Source organism: Pseudomonas thermotolerans DSM 14292 (assembly GCF_000364625.1).
Lineage (GTDB): Bacteria > Pseudomonadota > Gammaproteobacteria > Pseudomonadales > Pseudomonadaceae > Aquipseudomonas > Aquipseudomonas thermotolerans.
Genome location: NZ_KB822618.1, coordinates 46,691 through 73,068, shown reverse-complemented (window position 1 = coordinate 73,068; position 26,378 = coordinate 46,691). Strand labels below are relative to the sequence as shown.

Below are 26,378 nucleotides of genomic sequence, written 5' to 3'. Positions count from 1 at the left end.
TGCCGGGCACCAGCTTGCGCGTCGGCCGACACGCCTGGCGACGGGCTTGCATTCGCCGCTGCGCCGTCCGGGCCGAGTAGTGCCCGCAGGCGTCACGGTTGCGACGCACCTCACGGCTGATGGTCGAGGGAGAGCGGTCGATCAGGCTGGCGATCCTGCGCAGGCTGAGGCCTTGGGCATGACCGATTTGAATGGTGGCGCGTTCTTCAACGCTGAGTTCGGAATAGGACATAGGGGCAACACCGTACCGGAAAGGTCAGGTGTTGCACTCAGTTTTTGCGGCCGCCAGACGACAGCATTTATTGCGAACCGCGCGACCGCAGTGGTGCATCGCCCAATAGCGCTTGCATATCGCCACCAGTCGATTAGTCCTCCAATCCGTGGGGGAAGTTCCGAATTTCCTATTCCGATACTTGCCATCGATTCGGAACGACTTCAGAAGAGGCTCAGCGGAACAGGCTCACGGCAGCGAGCCGTTGGGAGGGCCGTCCATGAGCAGTTCCCCTGAGTGATGGGGTCTAGGCAGGCGGAGAGGCGAGCGACCAAGGATGGCAAAACTTTGTTGCGAGAATCATCACAATCCGCGACCTTTAGCCAATTCCACCCCACGACTTCACACTTTCCGCGCAGCGGCACTGCACCCGGAAATTCCGGACACAACCGTAATCCGCGGCCTGTGCCGATCTTGGGTAAACGAGAGCAGTCTCTCCAGTGCCTCCGCAACGGGCTGCTCCAGGCTCCGTACTCAGCCGCCCGCGGCGGGCCGGAAGGGGCGATCTGTACGTCGAAAGTCGTTTACAGACATTCTTGAACGTAAGTATCGTAGTCGGTCTCCTGATTTTTCGTTTCCTCCATAAAATTCCTTCACGCACAGAGAGCCGATAGAGCTCAGAGACGAGAGCACTCCATGTCTTTCAAACCTACCATTCCCGCCCTGGTCTCCAGCATTGCCCTTGCGGCGCTGTTGCTCGGCGGCTGCGAGCAACAGACCGAACAAGCCCCGTCGGACCTGCCCAAGGTCGGCATCGTCACCCTGGAGGCCCAGCCCTTCGCACAGACCACCGAGCTGCCGGGACGCACCGCTGCCTACCGCATCGCCGAAGTGCGTCCGCAGGTGAACGGCATCATCCTCAAGCGACTGTTCGCCGAGGGCAGCGAGGTGAAGGCCGGCCAGCAGCTGTACCAGATCGACCCGGCCACCTACGAGGCGACCTACAAGAGCGCCCTGGCCGCGCTGCAGTCGTCCAAGGCGCTGGCCGAACGCTACAAGGAGCTGGTCGCCGACCAGGCGGTGAGCCGCCAGGAATACGACCAGGCCCAGGCCAACTTCCTGCGAGACCAGGCCGCCCTGGAAAGCGCGCAGATCAATCTGCGCTACACCAAGGTGCTGGCGCCCATCTCCGGACGCATCGGCCGCTCCGCGGTGACCGAGGGCGCGCTGGTCAACAACGGCCAGGCCGAAGCCCTGGCGGTGATCCAGCAGCTCGACCCGATCTACGTAGACGTCACCCAGTCTTCCAAAGACATCCTGCGCCTGCGCAAGGAGCTAGCCAGCGGCAAGCTGCAGAAGGCCGGCGAATCCGCCGCCAAGGTCAAGCTGAAGCTGGAGGACGGCAGCCTCTACGCCCACGAGGGCACCCTGGAGTTCTCCGAAGTGTCGGTGGACGCCGGTACCGGTTCCGTGGTGCTCCGCGCGGTGTTCCCCAACCCCGAGCACGAACTGCTGCCAGGCATGTTCGTCCATGCCCAGTTGGTCGAGGGTCTGCAGGAGCAGGCCATCCTCGCCCCGCAGCAGGGCGTGACCCGCGACCCCAGCGGCACGCCGATCGCCCTGGTGGTGAACGACGACAACGTGGTCGAGCTGCGCAAGCTGGATGCCGAACGCACCGTCGGCGACCGCTGGCTGGTCAATTCCGGCCTCAAGGCCGGCGACCGACTGATCACGGAAGGCCTGCAGTTCGTGCAGCCGGGCGTGAAGGTCGAGACCATGCCCGCCGGCAACGTCACCCAGCCCATCTCCGCCGCGGCCGCGCAGCCCGCGCGTTGAGGTAAAGCCACATGTCGAAATTCTTCATCGACCGCCCGATCTTCGCCTGGGTGATCGCCCTGGTGATCATGCTGGCCGGAGCCCTGTCGATCCTCAAGCTACCGATCAACCAGTATCCGAGCATCGCGCCGCCGGCCATCGGCATTCAGGTCACCTACCCCGGCGCCTCTGCACAGACCGTGCAGGACACCGTGATTCAGGTGATCGAACAGCAACTCAACGGTCTCGACGGCCTGCGCTACATCACCTCGGAGAGCAACTCCGACGGCAGCATGACCATCACCGTGACCTTCGAACAGGGGGTCAACCCGGACATCGCCCAAGTGCAGGTGCAGAACAAGCTGCAGCTGGCCACTCCCCTGCTGCCGCAGGAAGTGCAGCAGCAGGGCATCCGCGTCACCAAGGCAGTGAAGAACTTCCTGCTGGTGATCGGCATCGTCTCCACCGACGGCAGCATGACCCGCGAGGAGCTGTCCAACTACATCGTCTCCAACCTGCAGGACCCCATCTCGCGGACCCGTGGCGTGGGTGACTTCCAGGTGTTCGGCGCGCAGTTCGCCATGCGCATCTGGCTCGACCCGGCCAAGCTGAACAACTTCCAGCTCACCCCGGTGGACGTGAAGAACGCCATCCAGGTGCAGAACGTGCAGGTTTCCTCCGGCCAGTTCGGTGGCCTGCCGGCCGTGCCCGGCCAGCAGCTGAACGCCACCATCATCGGCAAGACCCGTCTGCAGACCCCCGAGGAGTTCCGCAATATTCTCCTCAAGGTCAACAGCGACGGTTCGCAGGTGCGTCTGGGCGACGTCGCCCGGGTCGAACTGGGCGGCGAGAACTACTCGATCAACGCCCAGTACAACGGCATGCCGGCCTCCGGCCTGGCGGTGAAACTGGCCACCGGCGCCAACGCCCTGGATACCGCCCAGGCGCTGCGCGAAACCCTCGACAGCCTCAAGCCGTTCTTCCCGCAGGGCATGGAGGTGGTCTACCCCTACGACACCACTCCGGTGATCTCCGCCTCCATCAAGGGCGTGGTACAGACCCTGTTCGAGGCCATCGGCCTGGTGTTCCTGGTGATGTACCTGTTCCTGCAGAACCTGCGCGTCACCATCATCCCCACCCTGGCGGTACCGGTGGTGCTGCTCGGCACCTTCGGCGTGCTGGCGGCCTGCGGCTTCAGCATCAACACCCTGACCATGTTCGCCATGGTGCTGGCCATCGGTCTGCTGGTGGACGACGCCATCGTGGTGGTGGAAAACGTCGAGCGGGTGATGCGCGAGGAAGGCCTGCCGCCGGTGGAGGCCACCCGCAAGTCCATGGGCCAGATCCAGGGCGCTCTGGTGGGCATCGCCCTGGTGCTCTCCGCGGTGTTCCTGCCGATGGCCTTCTTCAGCGGCTCCACCGGGGTGATCTACCGACAGTTCTCGATCACCATCGTCTCGGCCATGAGCCTTTCGGTGCTGGTCGCGCTGATCTTCACCCCGGCGCTGTGCGCCACCATCCTCAAGCCCATCGCCAAGGGCGAGCACCACGAGAAACGCGGCTTCTTCGGCTGGTTCAACCGCACCTTCGAACGCAGCAGCCATGCCTACCAGCGCGGCGTCGCCGCGGTGCTGCGCCGCAAGGCACCATACGTGCTGATGTACCTGGTGATCGTCGGCCTGGCGGCCTGGATGTTCAGCCGCATCCCCACCGCCTTCCTCCCCGAGGAAGACCAGGGCGTGCTGTTCGCTCAGGTGCAGACCCCGGCCGGCTCCAGTGCCCAGCGCACTCAGGCGGTGGTCGACGCGATGCGCGAGTACCTGCTGACCGAAGAGAAGGACGTGGTCAACTCGGTGTTCACCGTCACCGGCTTCAACTTCGCCGGCCGTGGCCAGAGCTCGGGCATGGCGTTCATCGGCCTGAAGCCCTGGTCCGAGCGCCCCGGCGAGCAGAACAGCGTGTTCGCCCTCGCCCAGCGTGCACAGATGCGCTTCTTCGGCTTCCGCGACGCCCTGGTGTTCGCCTTCGCGCCGCCGGCGGTGATGGAGCTGGGTAACGCCACCGGCTTCGACCTGTTCCTCCAGGACCAGGCCGGCGTCGGCCACGAGGTGCTCAACGAGGCTCGCGACAAGTTCCTGCAGCTGGCCAGCCAGCACCCGGTGCTCAACCGCGTGCGCGCCAACGGCCTGCGCGATGAGCCGCAGTACCAGTTGCTGATCGACGACGAGCGTGCCCGCGCCCTCGGCCTGTCGCTGTCCGACATCAACAACACCCTGTCGATCGCCTGGGGTGCCAGCTACGTCAACGACTTCATCGACCGCGGCCGCGTCAAGAAGGTCTACCTGCAGGGCGACCCCTCCTCGCGCATGGCCCCGGAAGACCTGGGCAAGTGGTACGTGCGCAACGATAAGGGCGAGATGGTACCCTTCAGCGCCTTCGCCAGCGGCCGCTGGACCTATGGCCCGCCCAAGCTGTCGCGCTACAACGGCGTCTCGGCGGTGGAGATCCTCGGTGAGGCGGCACCCGGCTACAGCTCCGGCGACGCCATGCTCGCCGTGGAAGAAATCGCCAGGCAGCTACCGGAAGGCATCGGCTATTCCTGGACCGGCCTGTCCTACGAGGAGCGCCTGGCCGGCTCGCAGAAGACGGCCCTGATGGTCCTCTCCCTGCTGGTGGTGTTCCTCTGCCTGGCCGCGCTCTACGAGAGCTGGTCGATCCCCTTCGCGGTGATCCTCACCGTGCCGCTGGGGGTCGTCGGCGCGCTTCTGTTCACCAGCCTGCGCGGGCTGTCCAACGACGTGTTCTTCCTGGTCGGCCTGCTGACCACCATCGGCCTGTCGGCGCGCAACGCGATTCTCATCGTGGAATTCGCCAAGACCCTGCACGAACAGGGCATGAGTTACGTCGACGCGGCCATCGAGGCCTGCCGCATGCGACTGCGTCCGATCGTCATGACCTCCCTGGCGTTCATCTTCGGCGTGCTGCCGCTGGCCATCTCCGCCGGCGCCGGCGCCGGCAGCAAGCACTCCATCGGCACCGGGGTGATCGGCGGCATGCTCAGCGCTCTGGTCCTGGCGATCTTCTGGATTCCGTTGTTCTACGTGCTGATCTGCTCACTGTTCGAGAAGAAGCAGCCCAAGGCCGTAGATACCGCACTTACTAAGGAGGTGACGCCGTGAGGCCGTCCCTGTTGCCCCTGGCCGTAGCCGCCACCCTGCTCGCCGGCTGCAGCCTGATTCCCGACTACCAGCGCCCCGAGTCGCCAGTGGCCGACGCCTATCCGGCGACCGTCGGAACCACCGCCGGGGAACCCGCCGCCCTGCTCGGCTGGCGTGAATTCTTCCGCGACCCGGCGCTGCACCGGCTGATCCAGATCGCCCTGGACAACAACCGCGATCTGCGCACCGCGGCGCTGAACGTCGAGGCCTACCAGGCGCTCTACCGCATCCAGCGCGCCGACCTGTTCCCAGCGCTCTCCGCGGAAGGCGGCGCGACCCGCCAGCGCCTGCCCAGGCGCCTGTCGCAGACCGGCGAGTCGACCATCAGCAGCCAGTACTCGGCGGTCATCGGCACCAGCTGGGAACTGGACCTGTTCGGCCGTCTGCGCAGCCTGCGCGACGCCGCCCTGGAGCAGTACCTGGCCACCGAGGAGGCGCGCCGCAGCACCCAGATCAGCCTGGTGGCCAGCGTCGCCAACGCCTACCTGACCTGGCAGGCCGACCAGGCCCTGCTCGATCTGACCCGCGAGACCCTGCGCACCTACGAAGACAGCTACGCGCTGACCAAGCGCAGCTACGACGTCGGCGTCGCCTCCGCACTGGCCCTCAGCCAGTCGCGCACCGCAGTGGAAAGCGCACGGGTCAGCCTGGCCCAGTACCAGCGCCTGGTCGCCGAGGACCGCAACGCCCTGACCCTGCTGCTCGGCAGCAGCATTCCGGAGGATCTGGCCAAGCCGCTCGACCTGAACGCCGAGCTGCTCGGCGAAGTGCCCGCCGGCCTGCCCTCCGAGCTGCTCCAGCGGCGTCCGGACATCCTCGCCGCCGAGCACCAGCTGAAGGCGGCCAACGCCAACATCGGCGCGGCCCGCGCGGCCTTCTTTCCGAACATCAGCCTGACCGCCAACGCCGGCACCCTGAGCCCGGACCTGTCGGGCATGTTCGACGCTGGCTCGGGCACCTGGCTGTTCAGCCCGCAGATCAGCCTGCCGATCTTCAACGCCGGGTCCCTGAAGGCCAGCCTCGACTACGCGAAGATCCAGAAGAACGTCCAGGTGGCCCAGTACGAGAAAGCCATCCAGACCGCCTTCCGCGAAGTGGCCGACGGCCTCGCCGCGCGCGACACCTACCGCGAGCAGCTGCAGGCACAGCGCGACCTGGTGGCCGCCAGCCAGGACTACTACCACCTGGCCGAGCGCCGCTACCAGATCGGCATCGACAGCAGCCTGACCTTCCTCGACGCCCAGCGTTCGCTGTTCAACGCCCAACAGGCGCTGATCATCGACCGCCTGGCCCAGCTGACCAGCGAAGTGAACCTCTACAAGGCACTGGGCGGCGGCTGGACCGAGCAGCAGGCCGACCTGCAGGACGCGGCCGCGCCGCGCTCCTGATCCCATCGGGGCCAGGGACGGCCCCGCCTCAGGCCAGCACGGCCACCGCTTTCACCTGCGCCCACAGGCGCTGGCCGGGGAAGAGCCCCAGCTGATCCCGCGAATAACGGGTGATGCGCGCCAGCAGGGGCGTACCCGCCACCTCCAGACGTACCAGCACGTGGGCGCCGCCCGCTGCCGGCAGCTCGCCGCTCACCTGCGCGGGCAACAGATTGAGAATGCTGCTGCCCTCGGGGCGCTGCAGGCTCAGGCTGACGTCCCGCGCCTGGATCTTGCAGCGCAGCTGCCGCCCTGTGGCCAGCGGCGCATGGGCCACCCGGAGGAGCTCCCCACCGCCCGGCAGCGCCAGGCTGAGCAACTGGTAGTGGGCGTCATGGCCGACCACCCGGCCTTCCACCACCACCCCGGCGTCCTCGGCCAGCGCCAGGGGCAGGTCGAGACGTGCCAAGGTGTCGCCGAGCGGCCCGCTGGCCAGCACCCGCCCCTGCTCCAGCAGCACCAGGTGGTCGGCCAGACGCGCCACCTCGTCCGGAGCGTGGCTGACATAGAGTACTGGGATGTCCAGCTCGTCGTGCAGGCGCTCCAGATAAGGCAGGATCTCGTTCTTCAGGCGCACGTCGAGGGCCGCCAGCGGCTCGTCGAGGAGCAGCAGGCGCGGGCTGGTGAGCAGCGCCCGGGCGATGCCGACCCGCTGCCGCTCGCCGCCGGAGAGGCGCTGCGGCATGCGCTCCAGCAGATGGCCGAGGCCCAGCAGCGCCACCGCCTGCTCCAGACCGACCCGCCGCTGGGCCTCCGGGATGCGTTTCCAGCCGTACTCCAGGTTGCGCCGCACGTTCAGGTGCTCGAACAGGCTGGCCTCCTGAAAGACGTAGCCAAGGGCGCGCCTGTGGGTCGGCAGCAGCAGATGCGCGGCGCTGTCCTGCCAGAGTTCGCCATTGACCCTGAGAAAGCCCTGTCCGGCCCGCTCCAGCCCGGCGATGCAACGCAGCAGGCTGGTCTTGCCGGAGCCGGAGGGACCGAACAGCGCGGTCACTCCGCGCCCCGGCAGGCGCAGGTCGACGTCCAGAACGAAACCCGGGTAGTCGAGGCGCAGACGCGCTTCTATGCCTTCAGCCATTCAGTTCCCCCAGGCCGGGCGCAGACGCCTCGACGAGTAGAGCGCCAGCAGAATCAGGAAGGAGAACGCCAGCATGCCACCGGCCAGCCAGTGCGCCTGGGCGTACTCCAGGGCCTCGACACGATCGTAGATCTGTACCGAGACCACCCGGGTCTTCTCCGGGATGTTGCCGCCGATCATCAACACCACCCCAAACTCGCCCACCGTATGGGCAAAGCCGAGCACCCCGGCGCTGAACAGCCCCGGCCGGGCGAGCGGCAGGGCCACGGTGAAGAAGCGATCCCAGGGCCCGGCGCGCAGGGTCGCCGCCACCTCCAGGGGGCGCGTACCCATGGCGACGAAGGCGTTGTGCAGAGGCTGCACCACGAAGGGCAGCGAATAGATCATTGAGCCCACCACCAGGCCGGCGAAGCTGAACGGCAGCAGACCGAGACCGAGGCTCTGGGTCAGTTGGCCGATGGGGCCGTTGGGCCCCATGCCGACCAGCAGGTAGAACCCGATCACCGTCGGCGGCAGCACCAGCGGCAGGGCGACCAGGGCGCTCACCGGCGCCTTAAGGCGCGAACGGGTGTGGGCCAGCCACCAGGCGATGGGCGTGCCCAACAGCAGCAACAGCAGGGTGGTCAGGGTCGCCAGCTTGAGAGTCAGCCAAATGGCGGCCAGGTCAGCGGGGCCGAGGGGCATGGCGGCACCTCAGCGGCCGTAGCCGAAGGACTCGATCAGCCTGCCGGCTCGCTCGCCCTTCAGGTAGTCGAGGAAGGCCTGGGCCGCCGGGTTGTCCCTGCCCTTGGCGAGGATCAGCGCATCCTGACGGATCGGCTCGTGAAGCCCCGCCGGCACTATCCAGGCGGAACCGCTGCCGAGGCGCCCGTCCTGCTGGATCTGCGAAAGCGCCACGAAGCCCAGTTCGGCATTGCCACTGGCGACGAACTGGTGCGCCTGGGTGATGCTCTGCCCTTCCACCAGCCTGCCGGCCAACGCCTCGCGCAGCCCCAGGCGCTCCAGTACCTGGATGGCCGCCTGGCCGTAGGGCGCGGTCTTCGGGTTGGCGATGGCCAGGTGACGGAAGCCCTGGCCCTTGAGCACCTCGCCCCCAGCGTCCACGTAGCCCGGCCTTGCCGACCAGAGCGCCAGGGTGCCGATGGCATAGGTGAAGCGTGAACCGGGCAGCGCCTCGCCCTCTTCTTCGAGCCTGGCCGGGGTGGCCGCGTCGGCGGCGAGGAACACCTCGAAAGGCGCGCCGTGCCTGATCTGTGCGTAGAACTGTCCGGTCGCGCCGAAGGAAGCTACCAGCCTGTGACCGGTGGTGTTCCGGAAATCCTCGGCCATCGCCTGCAGCGGACCGGCGAAGTTGGCGGCCACCGCCACCTGCACCTCGTCGGCTGCCGCCCCCGACAGCCGGCCGATAGCGATCAAGGCGAACAGTGCGGTGAGGAAACGGCGGCGCATGGTGGGCTCCTGGCATGCTTGTCGTAGCGCTATAGCGAAAACTATATAGCGCTATCTCCTGCCCGCCAATCGCGATTCCCTCTGCCCTAACGGCGCAGCAGGCGCAGGCCGTTGAACACCACCAGCAGGCTGACGCCCATGTCGGCGAACACGGCCATCCACAGGGTCGCTTCGCCAGCAACCGCGACCGCCAGGAACAGCCCCTTGACGCCCAGCGCCAGGGCGATGTTCTGCCGGAGGATGCGCGCGGTCGCGCGGGACAGGCGCACGAAGGTGGCCAGCTTGCGCAGGTCGTCGTCCATCACCGCCACGTCGGCGGTCTCGATGGCACTGTCGCTGCCCGCCGCGCCCATGGCGTAGCCGATGTCCGCGCGGGCCAGGGCCGGGGCGTCGTTGATGCCGTCGCCGACCATGCCGACCACCAGCCCCTGGGCCTGCAGTGCTTCGATAGCGGCCAGCTTGTCGGCCGGCAGCAGGTTGCCGCGGGTCTCGTCGATGCCCACCTGGCGGCCGATGCTCTCCGCAGTGTGCGGGTTGTCGCCGCTCAGCATCAGGCTGCGGATGCCCAGCGCGTGCAGTTCGGCAAGGGCCGCACGGCTGGTCGGCTTGAGGGTGTCGGCCACGGCGAACAGGGCGAGCACCTGGCCTTCGGCGCAGAGCAGCACCACGCTCTTGCCCTGGCGCTCCAGCGCCTCCAGGCGTGCTTCCAGCTCCGCCGAGCAGAGGCCCAGATCCTCCACCAGGCGATGGTTGCCGAGATGGTAGAGGCGTCCCTCCACCTCGCCGCGGCAGCCGCGTCCCGGCAGGGCCGCGAAAGCGCGCACCGGCAGCAGGGCGATGGCCTCCGCCTCGGCCTGGCAGGCCAGGGCCAGAGACACCGGGTGGTCGGAGCGCGCCGCCAGGCTGGCGGCCACCGCGCGACTCAGCGCCGCGTCACCGGCAAGGAGCACGAAGTCGGTCTGCGCCGGGCGGCCGTGGGTGATGGTGCCGGTCTTGTCGAGGGCCAGCACGTCGAGGCGGCCGCCGCTCTCCAGATACACGCCGCCCTTGATCAGCAGGCCGTGGCGCGCCGCGGCGGCCAGGCCGCTGACGATGGTCACCGGGGTGGAGATCACCAGGGCGCAGGGGCAGGCCACCACCAGCAGAACCAGTGCGCGGTACAGCCAGTCCAGCCAGGCGCCGCCGAACAGCGGCGGCAACAGCGCCACCAGCAGGGCGAGAACGAATACCGTCGGGGTGTAGATGCGCGCGAAACGATCGACGAAGCGTTGGGTCGGCGCCTTGGCACCCTGGGCCTCCTCGACGCTGTGAATGATCCGCGCCAGGGTGCTGTCATTCGCCAGCGCGGTGACCCGATACTCCAGCTCGCCGCTCTGATTGATGGTGCCGGCGAACAGCAGATCGCCGACACCCTTCTCCACCGGGAGGCTTTCCCCAGTGATCGGCGCCTGGTCGACGCTGGAACGCCCCTCCAGCACCTCGCCGTCGAGACCGATGCGCTCGCCGGGGCGCACCCGCACCCGGGCGCCGATGGGCACCTCGGCGAGCGCCACGTCCCGCCAGGCACCATCGGCCTGCTGCACGCTGGCACGCTCCGGGGTCAGGGCCAGCAGACCACGGATCGCCCGCCGGGCGCGCTCCAGGGAACGCGCCTCGATGCGTTCGGCGATCACGAAGAGCACCATGACCATGGCCGCCTCCGGCCACTCGCCGATCAGCAACGCACCGGTCACCGCGATGCTCATCAGCGCGTTGATGTTGAGGTTGCGGTTCTTCAGCGCCACCCAACCCTTGCGATAGGTACCCAGGCCACAGATCAGGATGGCCGCCAGGGCCAGCCCGGCCACCGTCCACTCCGGCCACCGGCCGGCGAAGTGCAGCGCCTCGGCAAGCAGCGCCGCCAGCCCAGCAAGGGCCAACTGCCAGTTGCGCTGCGGCGCATCCTCGGGCAGCTCAGGCCGGGAATCGCTCTCCAGCTGTGGAGTGAAGCCCAACTCGCGGATCGCCTGCAGGATGCCCTCCAGGGCACCGGGGCCGTGCTGGATGCCAAGCACCCGCTGCAGCAGGTTGAACTCCAAGGCGAAGACTCCGGGCATGCCCTCCAGGCGACTGCGGATCAGCGCCTCCTCGGTGGGACAGTCCATCTGCTGGATGCGCACCCGGCTCAGGCGCGCCTCTCCGCCGGCGCCTGCCGTCGGCAGCGGGCTGGACGAATGGGCCTGAGGCTGACGCTCGGGATGCTGATGCTGGTGTCTGCAGCACTGGCTCATGACAACGACTCCGTTTCGGGGTTGTTGTCGAGTTAACACCCTGTAGTCACTATAGGGTCAAGCCACTGGAGGACCCGTCATGAAGATCGGTGAACTGGCCAGACTGACCGACTGCAGCGTGGAGACCATACGCTACTACGAGCGCGAGGGGTTGCTGCCGCCCGCGGCGCGGGGCGCGAACAACTACCGCGCCTACGGCGACGCCCACGTCGAGCGGCTGACCTTCATCCGCAACTGCCGCAGCCTAGACATGACCCACGAGGAAATCCGCCGCCTGCTGGAACTGCGCGAGCAGCCGCGGGCCGGCTGCGCTGACGCCAATGCGCTGATCGACGAGCACATCGCCCACGTACGGGCACGCATCGCCAGCCTGCAGGCCATGGAGCAGCAACTGCTGGAGCTGCGCCGGCAGTGCCGGGCCGGCGGCGAGGCCTGCGGCATCCTGCGGCGACTGAACGAGGCTGGGGCGGTGGAGGACCTCTCCCCGCCCGGACATTCCCACTTGGCCAACAGCCATGGGCACTGAAGCGAGACCCGGGCAGCCCGGGGATCAGGCCAGCTCTGAGACCACCGCGGCCAGGGCCTGGGCCGGGTCGGCAGCCTGGGTGATGGGCCGGCCTATCACCAGGAAGTCGGAACCGGCCTGGATGGCCCGGCGTGGGGTGAGGACGCGCCGCTGATCGTCCTGGGCACTGCCGGCCGGGCGGATCCCCGGAGTCACCAGTTGCAGGCGCGGATGCCCGGCCTTCAGCGCCGGCGCCTCCTGGGCCGAGCAGACCAGGCCGTCGAGCCCGGCCCGTTCGGCCAGCGCGGCGAGGCGCAAGACCTGCTCCTGGGGCTCCACGTCCAGACCGATGCCGGCCAGGTCGGCGCGCTCCATGCTGGTCAGTACGGTGACGCCGATCAACAGCGGCCGGGCGCCGGCGCACTGATCCAGGCTCTCGCGGCAGGCGGCCATCATGCGCAACCCGCCGGAGCAGTGCACGTTGACCATCCATACGCCCAGCTCGGCGGCGGCCTTCACCGCCATGGCGGTGGTGTTGGGAATGTCGTGGAACTTCAGGTCGAGGAACACCTCGAAGCCCCTGGCCTGCAACGCCTCCACCACCGCTGGGCCGCAGCGGGTGAACAGCTCCTTGCCGACCTTGACCCGGCACAGCCGCGGATCGAGCCGGTCGGCGAGAGCCAGGGCGGGCTCGCGGGCGGGAAAGTCGAGGGCGACGATGATCGGAGTCTGGCAGGCGGACATGGCGGGCTCTCAGCAAGTCGAAAACGGCGCGCATTGTAGCGGAAGCCTGCCCGGCGTGCCGCCCGCCCGCACGCACTGCGGATAAGCCGCCTGACAAGCGCCTGCGACGGGGTTATGGTGAGGCCATATCCCCGAAGGAGAACGCAGATGCCTTGGTATGCCTGGCTGATCCTGATCCTCGCCCTTGGTTCCATCCTCGGCGGCCTGCTCCTGTTGCGCGACACGGCGAAGAAGCTGCCGCTCAGCGAGGAGCAGCTGGAGCGCATCCGCCAGCGCAACCGCGAGCAGGAGGCCAAGGACGCGGAAGAAGACCGCTGAGCCGATCGTCGGCGGAGGGTTCGGCGGCCCTCTCGGCTACGCGAGAGCGTGCCAGAACCGATAACTAGTTCACGCTTCTGGGCATTCATGCGCATCCCCCGGCAACCGGGAGAGCCGGTACGCTGCTGCACCGCCTGTCGGACAATTATCCTCGCGGCTTCTTCACCAAGGACTGCCCAGCCATGGATAGCACTCCCAGCCCTTCCTCGCCCAAGAGCTCCATCCTGCTGACCGGCCTCTGCGTCCTGCTGATCGGCTGCAGCGGCTCGAAGCAGACCGCACGCTTCTGCGACACCTCCGGCTGTTCGGAACGGCCGCTCACCACGGCAAGCGCCGACTACCTGCGCCAGCTTCCCGCCAGCAAGAGCGAACAGATTCTCCAGCTCGAACAGGCTGCGGCATCCAATCCCAAGGCCGCCTATGACCTGGGCCTGCGCTACTACTGCGGCGATGGCGTGGCGCGCAACGGCTACCAGGCGCTGCAATGGATGCGCAAGGCCGGCGATGGCGGCCTGCTGGAAGCTCAGAAGGCCCTGGGCGGCTTCTACCTGAGCGGTCTGGAAGAAACCGGCAGCGACCCGCAGGAGGCCGAGAAGTGGCTGTCCCTGGCCGCTGCTCAGGGCGACCGGGAATCCGCCGAGCTGCTGGAGCAGGCCGCCGAAGCCAAGCGCACTGAAGTCGAGGACTACCGCTGGCGCCAACACTGGCGGCAGTATTTCCGCGGTTACTGGTATCGCGGGTACCCCTACCTGGGACACTGGGCCCACGGCCACTGGTACTACCACTGAATCCAGAAGAAAAACATGGCGAGCCATGCCGGCACATGGCTCGGCCTGGCCGTCGAGGCCCCTGTCCTGCCAACACCAAGAAGAAACGGAGCCCCCCGCGATGAACATTCCTTTCTACTCGCAAAAGGCCGCCAAACTTTTCGGCCTGTGCCTGCTGGGCGCCACCCTCAGCGCCTGCGGCGGCATCGTCACCACCGGCAACCAGTCCACCGCCATGTCCGGCTCCGCTGGCGGCAGCACCAGCGTCGGCGCCAACCCGGAACTGGAACGCAGCGAGCGAACCCTGGGCACCATCGCCATCGACGACGGCCGCAACTCCGACTGGTACGGCCAGTTCGGCAGCGCCACCCAGGTCACCACCATCGAGCCGCTGTTGCGCCTCGCCGTGCAGCAGTCCAACTGCTTCGTCATCACCTCCATCGGCAACCAGCAGCTCGACAGCCGCCTGAGCCGGATCACCGACCAGCAGCGCAACTCCGGCGAATACCGCGCCGGCTCCAACCAGCAGAAAGGTCAGCGCGTAGCCGCCGACTACTTCCTGGAACCGAAGATCATCATCAACAACGACTCGGTCGGCGGCCTGGGCTCGGCCCTGAGCGGCCTGATCGGCAACAGCGCCGTCGCTGGCATTGCCGGCGCCATGCAGTCGAAGGCCTCGGTGGTGACCCTGTCGCTGTTCGATATCCGCTCCTCGGTGCAGATCTCCAGCTCCGAAGGCAGCGCCACCGCGACCAACTATGGCGCTGCCCTGTCCGCTTTCACCGGCGGCACCGCTGGCAGCCTGAGCGGCTTCTCGCGCACTCCGGAAGGCAAGGCCACCGTCGCCGCCTTCAACGACGCCTGGAACAAGATGATCGTCTCGCTGAAGAACTACCGCGCTCAGGAAGTCGAGGGTGGTCTGGGTACCGGCGGCTTGCTGAAGGTCAACTAAGCACCGCCTACGCCACTTCTGCGGCACGACCAAACAGAAAGGGGCTCCACGGAGCCCCTTTTCTGTTCTTGCAATTTCAGCGCTTGCGGTCGAAGCCCGGACGCTGCCCTTCGTGGGCCGGCGGGCGGCGCTTGGCCGGAGCCGGCTTGCGGGTCGGGCGTTCGCCCAGCTCCACGGCGTGCCCGGAGTGCTTCTTCTTGCCCACGTCACGGGGACGCTCCGCCAGCGGCGTACCACCCCGCTTGGTCGGACGCGGCGCCTCGCCGCGCGGCTTGCGCGCCGGCCGCTCGGCTTCGTCTAGGGGCGGACGCAGCACGCGCTCCTTGCGGCCCGCACGAGCGGCCGGCACCGGCTTGGCGGACTTGCGCTGCAGGCGATCGAGCTTGTCGCGCATCTTCTCCTTCATAGCCGGCAGCGGTACCGGCTTGAGCCCGACCTCGGCGCTGAGGATGTCCACCTCAGCCTGGGTCATTTCGCGCCAGCGGCCCATGGTCAGCTCGGAAGTCAGGAACACCGGGCCGAAGCGCACGCGCTTAAGGCGACTGACCACCACGCCCTGGGATTCCCAGAGGCGCCGCACCTCACGGTTGCGCCCCTCCATCACCACGCAGTGGTACCAGCGGTTCAGGCCCTCGCCCTCGGGCGCCGCCTGGATGTCGGTGAAGCGCGCCGGGCCGTCCTCGAGCATCACGCCTTCCTTGAGGCGCTCGATCATCTCCTCGGTAACCTCGCCGCGGACGCGCACCGCGTACTCGCGGTCCATCTGGTAGGAAGGGTGCATCAGGCGGTTGGCCAGCTCGCCATCGGTGGTGAACAGCAGCAGGCCGGTGGTATTGATGTCCAGGCGGCCGATGTTGATCCAGCGACCCTCCTTGAGCTTGGGCAGGCGGTCGAACACGGTCGGGCGGCCTTCCGGGTCCTCGCGGGTGCAGATTTCGCCCTCCGGCTTGTTGTAGATCAGCACGCGGCGGACGATTTCGGCGCGCTCCTCGCGCTTGATCAGGCGGCCGTCGACGCTGATGGCGTCGCTCGGTTCGACGCGCTGGCCGAGGCTGGCCACCACGCTATTGACCTTGACTCGGCCCTCGCTGATCCAGGCCTCGGCATCGCGGCGCGACGCCAGGCCGAGACGGGCGAGGACCTTCTGAAGCTTCTCGCCGCCGGGTCTGGATGGGGACTCACTCATCTGGGCACCTCCCGGTGTATCTCTGTGATGAAGGGCGCGCATCATACGCGCTTCGCCGCTTCGGCGCACGGATCGCAGGCTGCGGTGACGTTTTCCTGCAGGCAGCCCCTCCAGCCTAGCCGCTCAGCGCCGCTTGCGCCGCCCGGTGGCCTCCATGGCCAGCAGGCGCAGGTCGGCGATCGCCAGCAGGGTGCGCCGCTCGGCCTTGTCGAGCGTCTTCCACTCCTTGATCTCCTGGCGGCTGCGCCCGCAGCCCAGGCAGACGTCCTGCTTGAATTCGCAGACCTTGATACAGGGATTCTGACTCATGTCGGCAACCTGCCACTGGGGAAAGCGCCGCCAGCATAAGGCACGAGGGCCGGCATCGGGATTGAAAGTCTCAATCCCCTCAATGCAGCGGATCGTCGGCATCCACCGCCGCGTCCTGCGGAGTCGCCTCCGGCTCGGCCGCCTGCAGCAGGTCGTCGAAGTCGGTCTTCAGGCCCTGCTCCATGGCGTCCAGTTCGGCCAGGAGGGTACCGAAGCTGGTCTCGCTGCGCGCCGGCGGCTCGTCGCCGGCCGCGGCCAGGTCGGCACGCGCCTGCAGATCGGCGGGCACCGGCGCCTCCTCGTCAAGGGCGAACTCGGGTTCCGCCTCCAGCTCGCGCAGCTCGGCCAAAGGCGGCAGTTCGTCGAGACTCTTCAGGTTGAAGTGGTCGAGGAACGCCCGGGTGGTGGCGAACATCGCCGGCTTGCCGGGTACGTCACGGTAGCCGACCACGCGGATCCACTCGCGCTCCTGGAGGGTCTTGATGATCTGGCTGTTGACCGCCACGCCGCGGATCTCCTCGATCTCGCCGCGGGTGATCGGCTGCCGGTAGGCGATCAGCGCCAAGGTCTCCAGCAAGGCGCGGGAATAGCGCTGCGGTCGCTCCTCCCAGAGTCGCCCGACCCATGGAGCGAAGCGCTCGCGGACCTGCAGGCGGTAGCCGGAAGCCACCTCCTTGAGCTCGAAGCCACGCCCCTTGCAGGACTTGCCGAGCAGTCCCAGAGCCTCGCGGAACAGTGCCGGCTCGGGGCGCTCGCCCTCCTCGAAGAGCTCCTGGAGGCGCTCCAGGGACAGCGGCTTGCCGGCGGCGAGGAGGATCGCCTCCAGCAGCGAGGCCAGTTCCTTGGGATCGGTCAGGTTCATCTATTCCACTCTTGCCCGCACGTGGATGGCGCCGAACTGCTCATTCTGCACCAGCTCGACGAGGGATTCCTTGATCAGTTCGAGGACCGCCATGAAGGTCACCACCACCCCCAGGCGCCCCTCCTCGGCGCGGAACAGCGCGACGAAGGGCACGAAGCCGCCGTCCTTGAGACGTTCCAGCACCTCGCTCATGCGCTCGCGGGTGGACAATGCCTCGCGAGTCACGTGGTGGCTCTCGAACATGTCGGCGCGACGCAGCACCTCGGCCATGGACAGCAGCAGCTCCTCCAGGCTGACCTGTGGCAGCAGCTTGCGCGCCCGCGCTTCCGGGGCCTCCAGGCGCGGCACGACGATCTCGCGACCGACCCGCGGCAAGCCGTCGAGCTCCTCGGCGGCACTCTTGAAGCGCTCGTATTCCTGCAGGCGGCGGATCAGCTCGGCTCGCGGATCCTCCTCGTCCTCCTCGGCCTCCGCCGAGCGCGGCAGCAGCATGCGCGACTTGATCTCGGCGAGCATGGCGGCCATCACCAGGTACTCGGCGGCCAGCTCCAGGCGCACCGCCTTCATCAGCTCGACGTACCCCATGTACTGACGGGTGATCTCCGCCACCGGGATGTCGAGGATGTCGATGTTCTGCTTGCGGATCAGGTAGAGGAGCAGGTCCAGCGGTCCCTCGAAGGCCTCGAGGAACACCTCCAGGGCATCCGGCGGGATGTACAGGTCCTGGGGCAGCTCGGTGATCGCCTGACCGTAGACCAGGGCGAACGGCAGCTCCTGCTGGGCGTCGGCCTGGCTGTCGGCGGGGTCTGGCGTGCTGTCCTGCATGGCGTCCTCATGCACCGAATGGGGAACCGGCGATTTGCCGGACGGGTCGAACTCTTCGAGAGCCGCCCCGGCATTCTATATCGAGTTGCCTCAGGCCTGCCGCCGCTGCTCGGAGCCTTTCCCGCCCGACGCAATGATGAGGGACTGCCAGATGAAAATCCTGATGACGATGCTCAGCGCGCTGCTGCTGACGCTCAGCCTGGCCCAGTTGCCGGCCCAGGCCGCGATGATCGCCACCGACGAGGTGGTCGCCAACCAGCAGGTGGAGGCCGACCGCGACAAAGTCCGCGACTTCCTGAGCCGGGCCAGCGTGGAAGAACGCATGAAGGTGCTCGGCGTAGACGCCGCGGCGGCGCGCAGCCGGGTCGACGCCCTGACTCCCGCGGAAGTCGCCAGCCTGGCGCAGCGCATCGACAGCCTGCCGGTCGGCGGCGCGCTGAGCGGCACCGACGTGATCATCATCCTCCTGGTGGCGATCCTGGTGGTACTGATCCTCTAGGCCCGATCGCCTCGTCCGCCCCGGCCCGAGGTCGGAAGCCTCGCCTGTCAGGCCAGCTCAGCGAAGGGTGTCGGGTCGCCACAACCGACGCGCAGCACCTCCACCTCGTCGTCCACCAGGCTGACCACGGTGGAGGCTTCCAACCCGCCGAAACCGCCGTCGATGACCAGATCCACCTGATGCTCGAGGATCTGGCGCATCTCGTAAGGATCGCTCATAGGCAGTTCCTCGCCGGGGAGGATCAAGCTACTACTGATCAGCGGCTCGCCCAGCTCGGCGAGCAATGCCTGGGCGATGGGATGTACCGGCACGCGCAGACCGATGGTGCGCCGCTTGGGATGCAGCAGCATGCGCGGCACCTCGCGGGTGGCGTTGAGGATGAAGGTGTAGGACCCCGGGGTGTAGGTGCGCAGCAAGCGGAAGGCAACGGTGTCCACCTTGGCGAACAGGCCGAGCTGCGAGAGATCACGGCATACCAGGGTGAAGTTGTGCTTGTCGTCCAGTCGGCGCAGGTGGCGGATACGATCCACCGCGCTCTTCTCGCCGATCCGGCAACCGACCGCGTAGGAGGAGTCCGTCGGGTAGACGATCACCCCGCCTTTCCTGACGATCTCCACGGCCTGTTTGATCAGACGGGGTTGCGGGTTTTCCGGGTGGACCTGGAAGAATTGGCTCACATTGACTCCCTGTTCAGCGTGCAACGGAAACGCATTGGCCATAGTCGAAACGCGTCCAGAGTGGCGGCAGATCTTCCGGCAAGGCGCGAAACAGGCCCAGTTCGGACCACTGCCCCGGGGCATGGAAATCACTGCCGACGCTCGCCAGCAGACCGAACTCCCGGACCAGAATCGCCAGGCTGCCGACCTGTTCAGCCGGCTGCATGCCGTTGACCACCTCCAGAGCATGCCCTCCCGCGGCGACGAATTCGGCCACCAGCCGGCGCCGCTTGCTGCGGGTGAAATCGTAATACCAAGGGTGCGCCAGACTGATCCAGGCACCCGACTCTCTCAGCGTAGCAACCGTCTGCTCGAGCGTCGGCCAATGCTGCTTGACGTCGCCCAGCTTGCCGGCCCCCAGCCACTTGCGGAACGCCTCGGCGCGGTCGCGCACGTGGCCGGCGCGCACCAGGTATTCGGCGAAATGCGGACGAGCCGGGGCGTTCTCGCTGTCGCCCAGTTCACACTGGACCTGCCGGGCGCCGAAGAAGGCTCCTGGCATGCCCTTGGCCTCCAGGCGCCGGCCGATCTCCTCGGCACGCCGCCAGCGGCCCTCGTGCAGTTCGGCCAGCGCCCGGCGCAAGGCTGGCGCGTCGGCGGCGAAACCGTAGCCGAGCACGTGGATGGTCGCCCCTCCCCAGGTGCAGGACAGCTCCACGCCATTGATCAGGCGCAGCCCCAGACTGTCGGCCGCCGCCCGCGCCTCGTCCAGCCCCTCCAGAGTGTCGTGGTCGGTCAGGGCCAGCAGGCGCACGCCTCGCTCGTGGGCTCGGGCGACCAGAGCAGCGGGCGTCAGCGCACCGTCCGAAGCGGTGCTGTGACAATGCAGGTCGATGGACATGGGGCAGGTTTTCCATTCAGGGATATGGCCGAGACGGAACCTCAACAGCCCCGGGTTGTTTGATATTATGCCGGCACATCCCGCACCTGGCTGCCACCGTGAAACAATTCATCGATTTCATCCCCCTGATCCTCTTCTTCATCGTCTACAAGCTCGATCCGCGCAGCATCGAACTGGCCGGCCATGAACTGACTCTCGGGGGCATCTTCAGCGCCACGGCGGTACTCATCCTCAGCTCGCTGGTGGTGTACGGCAGCCTGCTGGCGATCCAGCGCCGCCTCGACAAGGGGCAGTGGCTGACCCTGATCGGCTGCCTGGCCTTCGGTTCCCTGACCCTGCTGTTCCACGACGAAACCTTCCTGAAGTGGAAAGCCCCGGTGGTGAGCTGGCTGTTCGCCATCGGTTTCGCCGCCAGCCACTTCATCGGCGACAGGCCGCTGATCCAGCGCATGATGGGTCACGCCGTGCAACTGCCGCAGCCGATCTGGAACCGTCTGAACGTCGCCTGGGTGCTGTTCTTCATCATCAGCGGCGCGGCCAACCTGTTCGTGGCCTTCACCTTCGAAAGCATCTGGGTCGACTTCAAGGTCTTCGGCAGCCTGGGCATGACCCTGCTGTTCCTGATCGGCCAGGGCCTATTCCTGGCCCGCCACATCCACGACGGCGCCCAAGGGGCCGTACCCTCCGCCACCAAGAGCAAGGACTGACATGCTGTACGCCATCATCGCCACCGACGTCGCCAACTCCCTGGAAAAACGCCTGGCCGCCCGTCCGGCCCACCTCGCCCGCCTCGAGCAGCTGAAGGCCGAAGGCCGTCTGGTCCTCGCCGGCCCGCACCCGGCCGTGGACAGCAACGACCCGGGCGCCGCCGGCTTCACCGGCAGCCTGGTGGTGGCCGAGTTCGAGTCCCTGGAAGCCGCCCAGCGCTGGGCCGATGCCGACCCCTACTGCGAAGCCGGCGTGTACGGTCAGGTGATCGTCAAGCCGTTCCGCAAGGTCCTGCCCTGACGGACAGCCGGATGGCCGGAGCGCCAGCCGCGAGATTGCCGACAACCTGCTGGAAAGGGGAGTTCCAATGCGCCGTACGTTGTCCCTGCTGTTCGCCGGCCTGCTGGCCGCTCCGGGCCTGATGGCCGAGGAAGCCGCGGTACCGGCCAGCCCCGATCCACGACTCGTCGCGCTGGAACAGCGCCTGGCCGAGAGCGAACGTCTGCGTGGCGAGCTGGATAGTCGCCTGCAGAGTCTTCGGAAGGACGGCGACGCCCAGCTGACGCGCCTGCTCCAGGAAAACCGGCGCCTCAAGCTGCAACTCAATGAAGCGCTGGCCGAACGGCAGCCCCGCTGGCTCGACGAGCGGCAGCAATGGTTCGCCGCCGGCGGCGGCGTGGCCCTGCTCGGCGTGCTGCTCGGAGCCCTACTGCGTGGCCGGCGCAGGACCCGCCGGGAATGGTTGAACTGAATCCTCTATGAGCGACCTGCTGCTGATCGACGACGACCAGGAACTCTGCGAACTGCTGGTCGCCTGGCTGACCCAGGAAGGCTTCCACGTCCGCGCCTGCCACGACGGTGTTTCCGCCCGCGCCGCGCTGGCCGCCACCCCGCCGGCGGCGGTGGTTCTAGACGTGATGCTGCCGGACGGCAGCGGACTGGAGCTGCTCAAACGGCTGCGCAGCGAGCACCCCGAACTGCCGGTGCTGATGCTCTCGGCGCGCGGCGAGCCGCTGGACCGCATCATCGGCCTGGAGCTCGGCGCCGACGACTACCTGGCCAAGCCCTGCGATCCCCGCGAGCTGACCGCCCGCCTGCGCGCCGTGCTGCGCCGCAGCAGCCAACCGCCGAGCGTCTCCGGGCAACTGGAGGTCGGCGACCTGTGCTTCAGCCCGGCCCGCGGAGTGGTCAACATCGGCAACCACGAGGTTTTCCTCACCCTCTCCGAGGGGCGCATCCTCGAGGCCCTGCTGCGCCAGCCCGGCGAGCCGTTGGACAAGCAGGAACTCGCCCAGCTGGCCCTGGGCCGCAAGCTGACCCTCTACGACCGCAGCCTGGACATGCACGTCAGCAACCTGCGCAAGAAGATCGGTCCGCATCCGGACGGCCGCCCGCGCATCCTCGCGCTGCGCAGCCGCGGCTACTACTACGCGCCCTGACGGCGGGCCAGCCCCGCCCCGGCGCTCTCCAACCCCCATTCACCTTTACCCAGTCTTTACCCACACCTGACTGCGCTTGACCTTGACCTCCCTAGACTGAGCTCATCCGGCAAGCGGCCGGATCCTTGAAAGGAGATACCCCATGCGCAAGACCCTTATCGCTACCCTCCTCGCCATCAGCCTGCCGGCTGCCGCCCTGGCCAATCCGTTCGGCCACCATGGCCCCCGCGGTGGCGACCACGGCCCGCGCCACTTCCACGAGCTGAACCTGACCAAGGAGCAGCAGCGTGAAATCGCCAAGCTGATGGGCGATGAAATGAAGAATCAGCGCAAGATCACCAAGCGCTACCTGGACAAGCTGCCGGAGAGCGAGAAGAAGGCCATGGAGAAGGACCTGCAGGAAAACCGCGAGAAAACCCAGAAGGGTATCCGCGCCCTGCTGAACGCAGACCAGCAGAAAGCCTTCGACGAGCACCTGAAGAAGCTCGAGGAGAAACGTGCCGAGCGCGCCGAGTTCGAGGCCTGGAAAGCCGAGAAGGCCAAGAAGGCCCAGTAATCCCGAGCCGAAAACCGCCGGTACTCCCCCGCCATGGAGAGCATCGGCCCCTGATCCCACCCGCCTGGCCACAACGGCCAGGCGGGTTTCGTCATCTTCCGAGGAGTCGCCGTGCGTTCCCTGTTCTGGCGCATCTTCGCCAGCTTCTGGCTGGCCATCGCCCTGGTCGCCGGGCTGTCGCTGCTGTTCGGCCACGCGCTGAATCAGGACGCCTGGATCATCGCCCGCCATCCGGCGCTCAAGGAGCTGCCGGAGACTTGGGTACAGGTCTACCGGGAACACGGCCCCGAGGCGGCCCAGAAGCTGCTGGAGCAACGCAAGCGGCGCTACCGGGTCGACACCCAGGTGCTCGACAGCAGCGGCGAACCCCTGGTGCGCGGTACCCTGCCGCCGCGCGCCGCAGCGTTCGAGGCGCGCCACCGCGCCCCCCTGCCCTGGCGTCGGCTGACCCAGGAATACAGAGGCCCCGACGGCGAATCCTATCTGTTCATCTACCGCATCCCCCACCCGGAGCTGGATGCCTGGCACCGCAGCAGCCTGGCCTGGCCACTCGCCGCCCTGGGCATCGCCCTGGTGGTGCTCACCGTGTTCAGCCTGCTGCTGACCCTGTCCATCACCCGCCCGCTGGATCGCCTGCGCCGCGCCGTGCATGACCTGGGGCGCACCGCCTACCAGCAAAACAGCCTGGAGCGCCTGGGCCGCCGGCGCGACGAGCTGGGCGTACTGGCCAGCGACTTCAACCGCATGGGCCAGCGCCTGCAGGGGCTGATCGCCAGCCAGCGCCAGCTGCTGCGCGACGTCTCCCACGAACTGCGCTCGCCACTGGCCCGCCTGCGCATCGCCCTGGCCCTGGCCGAGCGCGCCTCGCCGGAGGAGCGCGAGAATCTCTGGCCACGCCTCGGCCAGGAATGCGACCGCCTGGAGGCGCTGATCGCCGAGATCCTCGCCCTCGCCCGCCTGGATGCCGAGCCCGGCGCCCGCCAGCCGGTGGTCCCGCGCGCCCAGCTCGAACAGTTGCGCGAGGACGCCCGGCTGGTCGCCCCGCGCCAGGAGATCCGCATCAGCGGCGGCGAAGGCCTGGAACTGCAGGGCTGGCCGGACATGATCAACCGCGCCCTGGACAACCTGCTGCGCAACGCCCTGCGCTTCAATCCGGAGGATCGGCCGGTGGAGATCGACATCCGCCGCGACGCCGGGCGCATCCGCATCCGCATCCGCGACCACGGCCCGGGCGTGCCGGCGGAGCACCTGGGCCAGCTCGGCGAGCCGTTCTTCCGCGCGCCCCAGCAGAGCGCCCCCGGCCACGGCCTCGGCCTGGCCATCGCCCGCCGCGCCATCGAGCGGCATGGCGGCAAGCTGCGGCTGGACAACCACCCCGAGGGCGGCTTCATCGCCGAGGTGGAGTTGCCGGTCTGAGAGCCCGGACCGCCGCCCCCTACACCTGCAGCAGGCGCTCGCGCAGGGCCTGGATCTGGTCGCGCACCTCGGCGGCGGCCTCGAACTCCAGGTCGCGGGCCAGCTGCATCATCTTCTCCTCGAGCTGGCGGATGCGCTTGGTGATCTCGCTCGGCGAACGCAGCTCGCTCTCGTAGCGGCCGCTCTCCTCCGCCACCTTGGCCACGCCCTTGCGCTTGCCGCCGCGCGAGCCGGGCACGGTGGCGCCTTCGAGGATGTCCTGGACCTCCTTCTTGACCCCCTTGGGCACTATGCCGTGGGCCTCGTTGAAGGCTATCTGCTTGGCGCGACGCCGCTCGGTCTCGTCGATGGCGCGCTGCATCGAGCCGGTGATGGTGTCGGCATAGAGGATCGCCTTGCCGTGCAGGTTGCGCGCGGCGCGGCCGATGGTCTGGATCAGCGAGCGCTCGGAGCGCAGGAAGCCTTCCTTGTCGGCATCGAGGATCGCCACTAGGGCCACCTCGGGCATGTCCAGCCCCTCACGCAGCAGGTTGATGCCGACCAGCACGTCGAAGGCGCCGATGCGCAGGTCGCGGATGATCTCCACGCGTTCCACGGTATCGATGTCCGAGTGCAGATAGCGCACCCGTACGTCGTGGTCGGCCAGGTAGTCGGTGAGGTCCTCGGCCATGCGCTTGGTTAGGGTGGTGACCAGCACGCGCTGGTCGGCGGCCACCCGCTTGCGGATTTCCGAGAGCAGATCGTCCACCTGGGTGGTGGCCGGACGCACCTCGATCTCCGGGTCCACCAGGCCGGTGGGACGCACCACCTGCTCGACCACCCGCCCGGAATGCTCGGCCTCGTAGGGCCCCGGAGTGGCGGAAACGAAGATGGTCTGCGGGCAGACCGCCTCCCACTCCTCGAAGCGCAGCGGCCGGTTGTCCAGCGCCGAGGGCAGTCGGAAGCCGTACTCCACCAGGGTTTCCTTGCGCGAGCGATCGCCCTTGTACATGGCGCCGACCTGCGGGACGGTGACGTGGGACTCGTCGATCACCAGCAGGGCGTTGTCCGGCAGGTAGTCGTAGAGGGTCGGCGGCGGCTCCCCCGGGGCGCGCCCGGAAAGGTAGCGCGAGTAGTTCTCGATGCCGTTGCAGTAACCCAGCTCGAGGATCATCTCCAGATCGAAGCGGGTGCGCTGCTCCAGGCGCTGCGCCTCCACCAGTTTGTTGTGTGCACGCAGCCATTCCAGGCGCTCGGCCAGCTCCACCTTGATCTGCTCCACCGCGCCGAGCAGGGTCTCGCGCGGGGTGACGTAGTGGGTCTTCGGATAGAAGGTGAAGCGCGGCAGCTTCTTGATCACCTCGCCGGTCAGCGGGTCGAAGGCCGCCAGGCTCTCCACCTCGTCGTCGAACAGCTCGACGCGCACCGCTTCCAGCTCGGATTCGGCCGGGAAGATGTCGATCACGTCGCCGCGCACCCGGAAGCTGGCGCGGGCGAAGTCCAGGTCGTTGCGGGTGTACTGCAGCTCGGTGAGGCGGCGCAGCAAGGTACGCTGGTCCATTCTGTCGCCGCGGTCGATGTGCAGGACCATCTTCAGGTACTCCTCCGGACTACCCAGGCCGTAGATGGAGGAGACGGTGGCCACCACGATGACGTCGCGCCGCTCGATCAACGCCTTGGTGGCGGACAGGCGCATCTGCTCAATGTGGTCGTTGATCGAGGCATCCTTCTCGATGAAGGTGTCCGAGGCCGGCACGTAGGCTTCCGGCTGGTAGTAGTCGTAATAGGAGACGAAATACTCCACTGCGTTGTGCGGGAAGAACGCTTTGAACTCACCGTACAGCTGCGCGGCCAGGGTCTTGTTGTGGGCCAGCACCAGGGTCGGGCGCTGTACCTGTGCGATCACGTTGGCGATGCTGAAGGTCTTGCCGGAACCGGTCACCCCTAGCAGCGTCTGGTGCGAGAGGCCGGCCTCCAGCCCCTCGACCATCTGGCGGATGGCTTCCGGTTGGTCGCCCGCAGGCTGGTAACGGGTCACGAGCTGGAACTGAGACATGGCTTTCCTCTATGCAATGGCACGCGCGCCGGGCAACGAACGCGATGCGGATCGGCGACTGTGACGCCCCCCGACAGACTACGTCAAAGTCCCGTGTACCGGGATGGGAAACGACGCCGGGCAGGGGCTGTGCCCCGCCAGCCGTTTCTCGGGAGAAAAGCCTTTAATTCGGGCGTTTTCACTGTCGCCCCGTACACAGGGGACCGCTATACTAGCGCCCCGTTCAGGCGTC

Annotated in this window: 27 protein-coding genes; 14 read left to right on the top strand and 13 right to left on the bottom strand. The window is 67.6% G+C overall.

From position 1 onward, the window contains the following. Positions 1–232: helix-turn-helix domain-containing protein (locus H165_RS19270; protein WP_155943622.1), on the bottom strand; the 232-nt coding region annotated here is incomplete at its 3' end. A 675-nt stretch (positions 233–907) separates the two neighbouring features. On the opposite strand from H165_RS19270, the gene H165_RS0114495 reads away from it, so the two are divergent. From H165_RS0114495 to adeC, 3 genes are read left to right on the top strand one after another with little or no spacing between them, the layout of a single operon-like run. Then, entirely contained in the window at positions 908–2,047 is a 1,140-nt protein-coding gene (locus H165_RS0114495) for an efflux RND transporter periplasmic adaptor subunit (protein WP_017939664.1), read from the top strand. An 11-nt stretch (positions 2,048–2,058) separates the two neighbouring features. Further along, on the top strand, positions 2,059–5,205 hold the full coding sequence (locus tag H165_RS0114490) for an efflux RND transporter permease subunit (protein WP_017939663.1): 3,147 nt from the start codon (positions 2,059–2,061) through the stop codon (positions 5,203–5,205). After that, entirely contained in the window at positions 5,202–6,632 is a 1,431-nt protein-coding gene (gene adeC / locus H165_RS0114485; protein WP_017939662.1) for an AdeC/AdeK/OprM family multidrug efflux complex outer membrane factor, read from the top strand. The genes H165_RS0114490 and adeC overlap by 4 nt, the downstream gene beginning before the upstream one ends. Positions 6,633–6,660: 28 nt before the next feature. Here adeC and modC read toward each other — a convergent pair whose 3' ends face one another. From modC to H165_RS0114465, 4 genes are all read right to left on the bottom strand, one after another. Then, positions 6,661–7,749, bottom strand: a complete 1,089-nt coding sequence (gene modC, locus H165_RS0114480) for a molybdenum ABC transporter ATP-binding protein (protein WP_017939661.1) — start codon at positions 7,747–7,749, stop codon at positions 6,661–6,663. Beyond that, a complete protein-coding gene (modB, locus tag H165_RS0114475) occupies positions 7,750–8,433 on the bottom strand; it encodes a molybdate ABC transporter permease subunit (RefSeq protein ID WP_017939660.1) in 684 nt (227 codons plus the stop codon). 9 nt (positions 8,434–8,442) lie between these two features. Next, entirely contained in the window at positions 8,443–9,198 is a 756-nt protein-coding gene (gene modA, locus H165_RS0114470; protein ID WP_017939659.1) for a molybdate ABC transporter substrate-binding protein, read from the bottom strand. A gap of 86 nt (positions 9,199–9,284) precedes the next feature. Continuing rightward, positions 9,285–11,468: a heavy metal translocating P-type ATPase gene (locus tag H165_RS0114465; RefSeq protein ID WP_017939658.1), complete on the bottom strand. Its 2,184-nt coding sequence runs from the start codon at positions 11,466–11,468 to the stop codon at positions 9,285–9,287. Positions 11,469–11,547: 79 nt separating this feature from the next. On the opposite strand from H165_RS0114465, the gene cadR reads away from it, so the two are divergent. Then, the gene (cadR, locus tag H165_RS0114460; RefSeq protein WP_017939657.1) at positions 11,548–11,994 is read left to right on the top strand and encodes a Cd(II)/Pb(II)-responsive transcriptional regulator; all 447 of its coding nucleotides are present in this window, start codon (positions 11,548–11,550) and stop codon (positions 11,992–11,994) included. A gap of 24 nt (positions 11,995–12,018) precedes the next feature. On the opposite strand, the gene pyrF is transcribed toward cadR, so the two are convergent. After that, the gene (pyrF, locus tag H165_RS0114455; protein WP_017939656.1) at positions 12,019–12,717 is read right to left on the bottom strand and encodes an orotidine-5'-phosphate decarboxylase; all 699 of its coding nucleotides are present in this window, start codon (positions 12,715–12,717) and stop codon (positions 12,019–12,021) included. Positions 12,718–12,864: 147 nt separating this feature from the next. Here pyrF and H165_RS19260 point away from each other — a divergent pair, with 147 nt between their 5' ends. The 3 genes from H165_RS19260 to H165_RS0114440 all read left to right on the top strand — a co-directional run bounded on the left by H165_RS19260 (position 12,865) and on the right by H165_RS0114440 (position 14,754). Next, positions 12,865–13,035, top strand: coding sequence for a DUF2897 family protein (locus tag H165_RS19260; protein WP_017939655.1), 171 nt, complete (start codon positions 12,865–12,867; stop codon positions 13,033–13,035). A gap of 182 nt (positions 13,036–13,217) precedes the next feature. Continuing rightward, positions 13,218–13,823: a tetratricopeptide repeat protein gene (locus H165_RS0114445; protein ID WP_017939654.1), complete on the top strand. Its 606-nt coding sequence runs from the start codon at positions 13,218–13,220 to the stop codon at positions 13,821–13,823. Positions 13,824–13,923: 100 nt separating this feature from the next. Further along, a complete protein-coding gene (locus H165_RS0114440) occupies positions 13,924–14,754 on the top strand; it encodes a hypothetical protein (protein ID WP_017939653.1) in 831 nt (276 codons plus the stop codon). Positions 14,755–14,830: 76 nt separating this feature from the next. Here the strand turns inward: H165_RS0114440 and rluB are convergent, their stop codons facing one another. The 4 genes from rluB to H165_RS0114420 all read right to left on the bottom strand — a co-directional run bounded on the left by rluB (position 14,831) and on the right by H165_RS0114420 (position 17,936). Beyond that, positions 14,831–15,940, bottom strand: a complete 1,110-nt coding sequence (gene rluB, locus H165_RS0114435; RefSeq protein WP_017939652.1) for a 23S rRNA pseudouridine(2605) synthase RluB — start codon at positions 15,938–15,940, stop codon at positions 14,831–14,833. Between the two features lie 123 nt (positions 15,941–16,063). After that, the gene (locus tag H165_RS0114430) at positions 16,064–16,249 is read right to left on the bottom strand and encodes a DUF1289 domain-containing protein (RefSeq protein WP_017939651.1); all 186 of its coding nucleotides are present in this window, start codon (positions 16,247–16,249) and stop codon (positions 16,064–16,066) included. A gap of 79 nt (positions 16,250–16,328) precedes the next feature. Beyond that, positions 16,329–17,111, bottom strand: coding sequence for an SMC-Scp complex subunit ScpB (scpB, locus tag H165_RS0114425; RefSeq protein ID WP_017939650.1), 783 nt, complete (start codon positions 17,109–17,111; stop codon positions 16,329–16,331). Then, a complete protein-coding gene (locus H165_RS0114420; protein ID WP_017939649.1) occupies positions 17,112–17,936 on the bottom strand; it encodes a segregation and condensation protein A in 825 nt (274 codons plus the stop codon). It abuts the gene before it with no gap. A gap of 151 nt (positions 17,937–18,087) precedes the next feature. Between H165_RS0114420 and H165_RS0114415 the strand changes: the two genes are divergently transcribed. After that, positions 18,088–18,435, top strand: coding sequence for a PA2779 family protein (locus H165_RS0114415; protein WP_017939648.1), 348 nt, complete (start codon positions 18,088–18,090; stop codon positions 18,433–18,435). 47 nt (positions 18,436–18,482) lie between these two features. On the opposite strand, the gene H165_RS0114410 is transcribed toward H165_RS0114415, so the two are convergent. Together H165_RS0114410 and H165_RS0114405 are read right to left on the bottom strand one after the other, a co-directional pair. Further along, on the bottom strand, positions 18,483–19,112 hold the full coding sequence (locus H165_RS0114410; RefSeq protein ID WP_017939647.1) for an L-threonylcarbamoyladenylate synthase: 630 nt from the start codon (positions 19,110–19,112) through the stop codon (positions 18,483–18,485). 13 nt (positions 19,113–19,125) lie between these two features. Next, positions 19,126–19,992, bottom strand: a complete 867-nt coding sequence (locus tag H165_RS0114405) for a PHP domain-containing protein (protein ID WP_017939646.1) — start codon at positions 19,990–19,992, stop codon at positions 19,126–19,128. Positions 19,993–20,090: 98 nt separating this feature from the next. Here H165_RS0114405 and H165_RS0114400 point away from each other — a divergent pair, with 98 nt between their 5' ends. The 6 genes from H165_RS0114400 to H165_RS0114375 all read left to right on the top strand — a co-directional run bounded on the left by H165_RS0114400 (position 20,091) and on the right by H165_RS0114375 (position 24,111). Then, positions 20,091–20,699, top strand: a complete 609-nt coding sequence (locus tag H165_RS0114400) for a septation protein A (RefSeq protein WP_017939645.1) — start codon at positions 20,091–20,093, stop codon at positions 20,697–20,699. A 1-nt stretch (position 20,700) separates the two neighbouring features. After that, positions 20,701–21,000 (top strand): YciI family protein, encoded by a 300-nt coding sequence (locus H165_RS0114395; RefSeq protein WP_017939644.1) that lies wholly within the window; start codon positions 20,701–20,703, stop codon positions 20,998–21,000. Positions 21,001–21,067: 67 nt separating this feature from the next. After that, the gene (locus H165_RS0114390) at positions 21,068–21,451 is read left to right on the top strand and encodes a hypothetical protein (protein WP_026146647.1); all 384 of its coding nucleotides are present in this window, start codon (positions 21,068–21,070) and stop codon (positions 21,449–21,451) included. A 7-nt stretch (positions 21,452–21,458) separates the two neighbouring features. Next, on the top strand, positions 21,459–22,139 hold the full coding sequence (locus H165_RS0114385; protein ID WP_017939642.1) for a response regulator transcription factor: 681 nt from the start codon (positions 21,459–21,461) through the stop codon (positions 22,137–22,139). Between the two features lie 142 nt (positions 22,140–22,281). After that, entirely contained in the window at positions 22,282–22,695 is a 414-nt protein-coding gene (locus H165_RS0114380) for a Spy/CpxP family protein refolding chaperone (RefSeq protein WP_017939641.1), read from the top strand. Between the two features lie 111 nt (positions 22,696–22,806). Then, positions 22,807–24,111: a sensor histidine kinase gene (locus tag H165_RS0114375; protein WP_017939640.1), complete on the top strand. Its 1,305-nt coding sequence runs from the start codon at positions 22,807–22,809 to the stop codon at positions 24,109–24,111. A 19-nt stretch (positions 24,112–24,130) separates the two neighbouring features. Here the strand turns inward: H165_RS0114375 and uvrB are convergent, their stop codons facing one another. Then, a complete protein-coding gene (gene uvrB / locus H165_RS0114370; protein ID WP_017939639.1) occupies positions 24,131–26,146 on the bottom strand; it encodes an excinuclease ABC subunit UvrB in 2,016 nt (671 codons plus the stop codon). Positions 26,147–26,378: the final 232 nt, after the last annotated feature.

Bases quoted from the DNA above. Each gene is read 5' to 3' on its own strand.
- H165_RS19260 (WP_017939655.1), top strand. From the start codon at position 12,865: ATGCCTTGGTATGCCTGGCTGATCCTGATCCTCGCCCTTGGTTCCATC.
- modC (WP_017939661.1), bottom strand. From the start codon at position 7,749: ATGGCTGAAGGCATAGAAGCGCGTCTGCGCCTCGACTACCCGGGTTTC.
- H165_RS0114385 (WP_017939642.1), top strand. From the start codon at position 21,459: ATGAGCGACCTGCTGCTGATCGACGACGACCAGGAACTCTGCGAACTG.
- H165_RS0114405 (WP_017939646.1), bottom strand. From the start codon at position 19,992: ATGTCCATCGACCTGCATTGTCACAGCACCGCTTCGGACGGTGCGCTG.
- H165_RS0114380 (WP_017939641.1), top strand. From the start codon at position 22,282: ATGCGCAAGACCCTTATCGCTACCCTCCTCGCCATCAGCCTGCCGGCT.
- H165_RS0114490 (WP_017939663.1), top strand. From the start codon at position 2,059: ATGTCGAAATTCTTCATCGACCGCCCGATCTTCGCCTGGGTGATCGCC.
- pyrF (WP_017939656.1), bottom strand. From the start codon at position 12,717: ATGTCCGCCTGCCAGACTCCGATCATCGTCGCCCTCGACTTTCCCGCC.
- H165_RS0114415 (WP_017939648.1), top strand. From the start codon at position 18,088: ATGAAAATCCTGATGACGATGCTCAGCGCGCTGCTGCTGACGCTCAGC.
- H165_RS0114390 (WP_026146647.1), top strand. From the start codon at position 21,068: ATGCGCCGTACGTTGTCCCTGCTGTTCGCCGGCCTGCTGGCCGCTCCG.
- rluB (WP_017939652.1), bottom strand. From the start codon at position 15,940: ATGAGTGAGTCCCCATCCAGACCCGGCGGCGAGAAGCTTCAGAAGGTC.
- H165_RS0114465 (WP_017939658.1), bottom strand. From the start codon at position 11,468: ATGAGCCAGTGCTGCAGACACCAGCATCAGCATCCCGAGCGTCAGCCT.
- H165_RS0114420 (WP_017939649.1), bottom strand. From the start codon at position 17,936: ATGCAGGACAGCACGCCAGACCCCGCCGACAGCCAGGCCGACGCCCAG.
- modA (WP_017939659.1), bottom strand. From the start codon at position 9,198: ATGCGCCGCCGTTTCCTCACCGCACTGTTCGCCTTGATCGCTATCGGC.
- scpB (WP_017939650.1), bottom strand. From the start codon at position 17,111: ATGAACCTGACCGATCCCAAGGAACTGGCCTCGCTGCTGGAGGCGATC.
- H165_RS0114395 (WP_017939644.1), top strand. From the start codon at position 20,701: ATGCTGTACGCCATCATCGCCACCGACGTCGCCAACTCCCTGGAAAAA.
- uvrB (WP_017939639.1), bottom strand. From the start codon at position 26,146: ATGTCTCAGTTCCAGCTCGTGACCCGTTACCAGCCTGCGGGCGACCAA.
- H165_RS0114440 (WP_017939653.1), top strand. From the start codon at position 13,924: ATGAACATTCCTTTCTACTCGCAAAAGGCCGCCAAACTTTTCGGCCTG.
- modB (WP_017939660.1), bottom strand. From the start codon at position 8,433: ATGCCCCTCGGCCCCGCTGACCTGGCCGCCATTTGGCTGACTCTCAAG.
- H165_RS0114495 (WP_017939664.1), top strand. From the start codon at position 908: ATGTCTTTCAAACCTACCATTCCCGCCCTGGTCTCCAGCATTGCCCTT.
- H165_RS0114445 (WP_017939654.1), top strand. From the start codon at position 13,218: ATGGATAGCACTCCCAGCCCTTCCTCGCCCAAGAGCTCCATCCTGCTG.
- H165_RS0114430 (WP_017939651.1), bottom strand. From the start codon at position 16,249: ATGAGTCAGAATCCCTGTATCAAGGTCTGCGAATTCAAGCAGGACGTC.
- cadR (WP_017939657.1), top strand. From the start codon at position 11,548: ATGAAGATCGGTGAACTGGCCAGACTGACCGACTGCAGCGTGGAGACC.